Here is a 5,417-nt window from a genome sequence, read left to right as displayed (position 1 = left end):
GATCTACGGGGTGCAGTTGGGGGGCCGCCAAGCTCTACCGCGAGGCCGCCTCGGCAGCGGCGGGGCTGGTGGTGATGTGGTGGCGCAGCGCGATGCGCAGCGAGGCGGCCTCGCGGTAGAGCTTGGCGACGGCCGCGCCGGGGTCGGGGTCGCAGGTGGCGGCGACGACCTGGGCCAGCGCGGGGTCGGAGTCGGCCAACTGCACCCCGTAGATCACGGGGATGCCGAGGTCGGTGGTGGCGTCGAACAGCTGGGTGCGCACGTGCGGGTTGTCGGCCCGCTCGACGAACTGTCGCTGTCTGGGCGCCAGTTGACCGGTGTCCAGGGTCAGCCGGGGCAGCCGCAGCCGTTGCAGCCAGGTCAGGGCGATCGAGTCGCGTTCGACGACCTCCAGCAGCCCGTTGACGACGGCGGCGGTCACGTCCGTGTGCACGGCGCAGCCGGTCGAGACGGGGTGGCTGACGCGCTCGCCCAGCGCCTCGGGCGGGTTCTTCAGCCACACGTGCACCGCCGGGACCCACACGGGCCGCCGCCGGGTGAAGGACCAGCCGCGTACCCAGCGCATCGGCGCCCGGGGGTCGGGCCCGACCAGGCCGTGTCCGCCTGCCGCGAGTTCGGCCGCCGACAGCCTGGGCCAGGCCTCCAAAGGCACCGCGTCGTCGCCGAGTTCCTCGGCGGTCGCCCAGCGGTAGCGGTCCGCGTCGCGGGCGCACGAGGAGTACCGCTCCAGGGACTCGGCGACCGCCAGCAGTGCGGCCCGCTCGGGCGAGAGGTCACCGCCCGCGCCGTCGAAGTTGCCGTGCTCGGCTCCCAGGTCCCAGTCCTCGTGCCCGGTCAGCACGTGCCCGGGGTCGCCGAGGGAGGCGGTGAAGATGGGGAAGTCGGGGTCACCGGGGCTGCCGGGCAGCCGGACGGCGCCGCTGACCAGTCCGTACGGCGAGACGAGATCGCCCATCCTGCGTAGCGAACCGGGCGGCTCGGCGGTGGCGGCGTCGTACCGTGGCGTGCCCTCGCCCGCGCCGGTGTGCGGGATCGCAGTCGCGGTCGCGGTCGCAGTCGCGGTCGCAGTCCCGGCGGGCGGTGCGGTGGGGGTCCCGGCGGGTGCGGTACCGGTGGCGGATGCGGCGCCGGTGGCGGGTGCGGTACCGGTGGCGGGTGCGGCGCCGGTGGCGGGTGCGGCGCCGGTGGCGGGTGCGGCGCCGGTGGCGGGTGCGGCGCCGGTGGCGGGTGCGGCGCCGGTGGCGGGTGCGGCGCCGGTGGCGGGTGTGGCGCCGGGGCGCTCGGATGTCGTCGTCGGATGCATCAGTTCTTCTTCTCCGTGTCCCAGCGGAAGGCGCGGACGGCCGCGAAGGTCAGCACGGCGGCGGTGGCGGCGATCAGCAGCCAGTCGAGCCACTGCGCATGCCGGGTGACGCCGCCGGTCACGTCGTGCCGCAGCGCGTCGCCCAGGAGCGCGACCGGGTTCCAGGACAGGACGTCCGCGAACCCGTCGGGCATCAGCTCCAGCGGGAAGAGCACACCGGAGCCCATCAGCAGCAGGGGGGTGAGCAGCCCCGCGATGGCGTTGGTCAGCTCCGGCGAGCGCAGGGTGCCGCCGAGAAGGAAACCCACCGACATCAGCAGCCACATGCCCAGCGCGGTCGTCAGCAGCATCGTCAGCGCGGACAGCGGCGTGAGCAGCCCCAGCGCGGTGGCGGCGACTCCGGCCACGGCCAGCAGCGCCAGGCCGAGCGCGCCCCGCGCCGGCAGCAGAGAGGTGAGGATGGCCTGCGGCGTGGCCGGGGTGGTGCGCAGCAGCCGCAGTGTGCCGTTGGCGCGGAGCGAGACGAGAGTGCCCGCGGTGGCGCTGAGGGCCAGTGACATCAGGGCGAACACGAGGACACCCGGCACCACGAACGGCATGGGCTCGAACGGCGGGGTGCCGTCGGTGCCCAGCGCGTCGATGCCGCGCCCCTCCCAGCCGGTCTGCGGCAGCGCGTCGCGCAGCGCGGTGACCACCGAGGGGCTCTCCGGGTCGGTGAGGACCCGCAGCGCGTCGCCGTCGGCGGTGGGGGTGACGACCGCGTCCATCCCCTCGGGGGCGCCGCGCGGCGAGTCGAGCGCGGCGACCTTCGACCCGTCGCCGAGCGCGTCGGCCAGCTGGGCGGCCTGGCTGTCGCTGCCCACCACTGCGATCTTGAACGGGCCGTCGGCCCAGGTCAGTTGCATGATCGCGACGAACAGTCCGGCGAGCAGCACCGGGAAGACGACGCTGAAGAACAGCGCCATCGGATCGCGGACCAGCTCCTTGGTCATGCCCTTGGCCAGCGAGGCGAACTGCCCGCGCGGCACCGCGCCGCCGCTCGTCCGCGGCCCGTCGAGGGGAGGCGTTGCGCGGGCCGCGTCGCCCGCGCCGGTTTCCTCGCCGGACGCGCCGCCCGGACCGTGCGCTGGGGCCCTGCCGGTCTCGACCGTGCTCACCGCTCACTCCCCTCGCTCGCGCGCGGTCCTTCGGTGCCGGTCGCGGCGAGGAAGGCGTCTTCCAGCGTCGGCCGGTGTACGCGTACGTCGGCCTGAGGCGCCCGCTCCTCGAACCAGGCGACGGCCCGCTCGGGGCGCTCGGTCGCCACGCTGAACCGGGGGGTGCCGCCGCCACCGGGCCGCGCCTGGACCGCCTCGGCGCCGAACTGCCCGCGTGCGGCCTCCGCGAGGCCTTCCTGGTCCGACCTGACGGTGACCGTGCTGCCCTGGGTGAGGCTGTCGACGATCCGCGCCGGGGAACCGGAGGTGAGCAGCCGGCCCTCGTGGAGGATGGCCAGCCGGTCGCACATCTCCTCGGCCTCCTCCATGGCGTGCGTGCTCAGCAGGAAGGTGGTGCCGCCTGCCCTGGCACGGTTGATGACGGCCCAGGCGTCGCGGCGGGCGTGCGGGTCGAGCCCGGTGGTCGGCTCGTCGAGGACGACGAGCGGCGTGTTGCCGACCAACGCGGTGGCGAGCAGCAGCCGCTGCTGCTGGCCGCCGGAGAGCTTCGCGGCACGGGTGCGGGCCTTCTGAGCGAGGCCCAGCTCCTCGATGAGCGCGGGCACGGGGCGGGGGTCCGGATACAGGGACGCCCACATCAGCAGCGTCTCCTCGACCGTGAGACGCGGGAAGAGGCTGGTCTTCTGCGGCTGGAGGGAGAGGGCGCCGCCCAGCCAGGAGCCGCCGCGCGGACCGTCCCCGACGGACCTGCCGAGGACGCGGACGCGACCGTGCGCGGGGCGCAACAGCCCGGTGACCGCGGCGATGGTGCTGGTCTTGCCCGCCCCGTTGCGGCCGAGCAGGCCGAAGACCTCACCGCGTCCGACGGTGAACTCCACATCCTTTACCGCCGTGAAATCCCCGTATCGAACGGTGAGCCCACTGACGGCGAGCGCATGCGAGGCCCCTTCTTCGGATTCCTCGGAAGTCGACGATTTCGGGCGTTCGCTTTGCTCTTGAATCCTGAACATAGACGCTGCATCCCCACGTCACGCGCAATACGTTGGCACGTTCTGCGCTATGCGTCCTGTCGTCTGGTCGGCGGTGAACGCGGCCAATGCTTGCCCGCTCGCGGCGGACACGGCAAGAGGTGTTCGGAGAGACCGAAACCCGGGAACCCGGCTGCCGCGGCGGGCGGTTGAGCGCGTACACGCGACCGGCCTCCGGCTCACTACCCGTCAGTGTCCTTGTGTCGCAGGTGACTTGGACGGAATAGTGGGCATCCGACATACGGACACCGCGGGATGACCTCCCACGTCCGGGCAGCACCGCTCGCAACGCCCTTGTGTCCGTAAAACACCGAGTTTGCGTAATTTGCCACACGGGGAGACTCAGTGAACGATCGGATGCTTCGCGCATTTGTCACGTGCGCACGCACAGGCAGCGTGACCAGGACCGCCACCGAGTTGGGCTACTCGGCCGCCAGCATCAGCGACCAGATAAGACAGCTCGAAGTCCACACCCAGCAGCCGCTCTTCCGCCGGACGCCGGGAGGCATGAGCCTGACGGAAACGGGTAAGCGGATGGTTCCGGTCGCGCACGACATTCTGTGCCGGATGGACTTGCTGTGCCGGACGGAACCGATGTCCCGGCACACCTATCGGGCTCACACAGGGCAGCGGCCCGAACATCTGCGGAAAGCGGGGGCCGCGTAATCCGCACGGATTGACGTGCCCCCGGTAAGACTATTCGCGTTCGAAAAGAAGGAGGAGAAGGCGAGGAGAAGGCGGGGAGCGATGGGCGAAGCATCGCTCCCCGCCTCCGGCTCACAACCTCGCCGCTCGCCGTCCGGCACCCCGCGTTCCCGGGCACTGTCCGCCGGAAGCCGGGCTTCCAGGTACCGTCCGCCGACAGTCAGGTTTCCGGGTACTGTCCGCCGACAGTCAGGTTTCCGGGCACTGTCCGCCGGAAGCCGGGGCCTAGGGACTGTCCGCCGGCAGCCGGCCGGCGTCGACACCGCGGGCGATCTCCCGCAGGCACGCGCAGTGCTCCTGGAAAACCTCCCTGCCTTTCGGCGTGGCGGACAGCCAGGTGCGTGGGCGCTTGCCGAGATACCCCTTCTCCACCTCGACAAGGCCCGCCTCCTCCAGCGTCGCGGACTGCTTGGAGAGGGCCGAGTCGTTGATCTCCACCGCGTCCCGTACGAAGCGGAACTCCAGCCGCTCGGCGGAGGCCAGCGCCGCCATGACGGAGAAGCGCACCGGTGACTGGAGCAACGGGTCCAGCCGGTGCCTCGGGTGGCGCGGGGTACTCATCGGCGTCCACGCGCCCGCCGCACCAGCAGCACCGCGCCACCGCTCCAGGCGCCGAGCACCACGAGCGACGTCCACCACCAGGCGGCCGGGGCGCCCCCGCTCCACACGGACCCGACGACGACCGCCGCCACGTACAGCACCGTCCAGCCGAGGCTGAAGACGGCGTGGAAGCGGCGGAAGTCACGGGTGACGACGGGCCGCGTGCCCGCGTACCCCATGGCGGCCACCCCGAGCACCGCGCCCACCGCGTTGAGGGTGACGCCCACCGCCGGTTCCGTCCGTGCGACCGCCGCGGCGCCGAGCAGCAGCAGGGTGTAGGCGAGGAAGCCGAGCAGATACCACCCGTACCACTCGGCGTGGGCCCGCCGCCCGATCCCCTGCACCGCATCCCGCCGCGCCAGTGCCGCGCGCGCTTCCGCTGCCTCCATGGCATGCCTCCCCGTGCTGACGCTCCCTTACGTCTTGCACAGTAGACATCTACTTTCCACGCTGGCAAGTAGTTGTCACCGAAGCATCCTGCCGAATGCGGGCATCTGTCGGCCCCCGTGGACCGCGGGGCCCGCGGAGGACCCTCGCGGGTCGGAGAAGCGCGGGTCGGAGAAGACGGCGGCGGGGAAGGCCGTCGCTCCTCGCGCCGCCCCTTTGCGGGAACGCCCCCACGGC

The 5,417-nt window shown here is 72.5% G+C and carries 6 protein-coding genes; 1 reads left to right on the top strand and 5 read right to left on the bottom strand.

Annotation, left to right across the window (positions count from 1 at the left end):
- Window positions 1-34 precede the first annotated feature (34 nt).
- Genes AB8Z75_RS30410 through AB8Z75_RS30400 form a run of 3 tightly spaced genes read right to left on the bottom strand, consistent with a single transcriptional unit; the run spans window position 35 to window position 3,338 of the window.
- A complete protein-coding gene (locus AB8Z75_RS30410; RefSeq protein WP_369207614.1) occupies window positions 35-1,303 on the bottom strand; it encodes a YcaO-like family protein in 1,269 nt (422 codons plus the stop codon).
- Window positions 1,303-2,460: an ABC transporter permease gene (locus AB8Z75_RS30405; protein WP_369207612.1), complete on the bottom strand. Its 1,158-nt coding sequence runs from the start codon at window positions 2,458-2,460 to the stop codon at window positions 1,303-1,305. The genes AB8Z75_RS30410 and AB8Z75_RS30405 overlap by 1 nt, the downstream gene beginning before the upstream one ends.
- Window positions 2,457-3,338, bottom strand: a complete 882-nt coding sequence (locus tag AB8Z75_RS30400; RefSeq protein ID WP_369207610.1) for an ABC transporter ATP-binding protein — start codon at window positions 3,336-3,338, stop codon at window positions 2,457-2,459. Before AB8Z75_RS30400 ends, AB8Z75_RS30405 begins: the two co-directional genes overlap by 4 nt.
- A 507-nt stretch (window positions 3,339-3,845) precedes the next feature.
- Here AB8Z75_RS30400 and AB8Z75_RS30395 point away from each other — a divergent pair.
- A complete protein-coding gene (locus AB8Z75_RS30395) occupies window positions 3,846-4,154 on the top strand; it encodes a LysR family transcriptional regulator (protein ID WP_369207608.1) in 309 nt (102 codons plus the stop codon).
- 264 nt (window positions 4,155-4,418) lie between these two features.
- Here the strand turns inward: AB8Z75_RS30395 and AB8Z75_RS30390 are convergent, their stop codons facing one another.
- Together AB8Z75_RS30390 and AB8Z75_RS30385 are read right to left on the bottom strand one after the other, a co-directional pair.
- Window positions 4,419-4,754 carry a winged helix-turn-helix domain-containing protein gene (locus tag AB8Z75_RS30390; protein ID WP_369207606.1) on the bottom strand — a complete coding sequence of 112 codons (336 nt, stop codon included), beginning with the start codon at window positions 4,752-4,754 and terminating at the stop codon, window positions 4,419-4,421.
- Entirely contained in the window at window positions 4,751-5,182 is a 432-nt protein-coding gene (locus AB8Z75_RS30385; protein WP_369207604.1) for a hypothetical protein, read from the bottom strand. The genes AB8Z75_RS30390 and AB8Z75_RS30385 overlap by 4 nt, the downstream gene beginning before the upstream one ends.
- Window positions 5,183-5,417: the final 235 nt, after the last annotated feature.

Source organism: Streptomyces sp. PU-14G (assembly GCF_041028275.1).
Lineage (GTDB): Bacteria > Actinomycetota > Actinomycetes > Streptomycetales > Streptomycetaceae > Streptomyces.
Note: the sequence above shows the minus strand (reverse complement) of the source record. Positions and strands in the feature narration are given on the sequence as shown.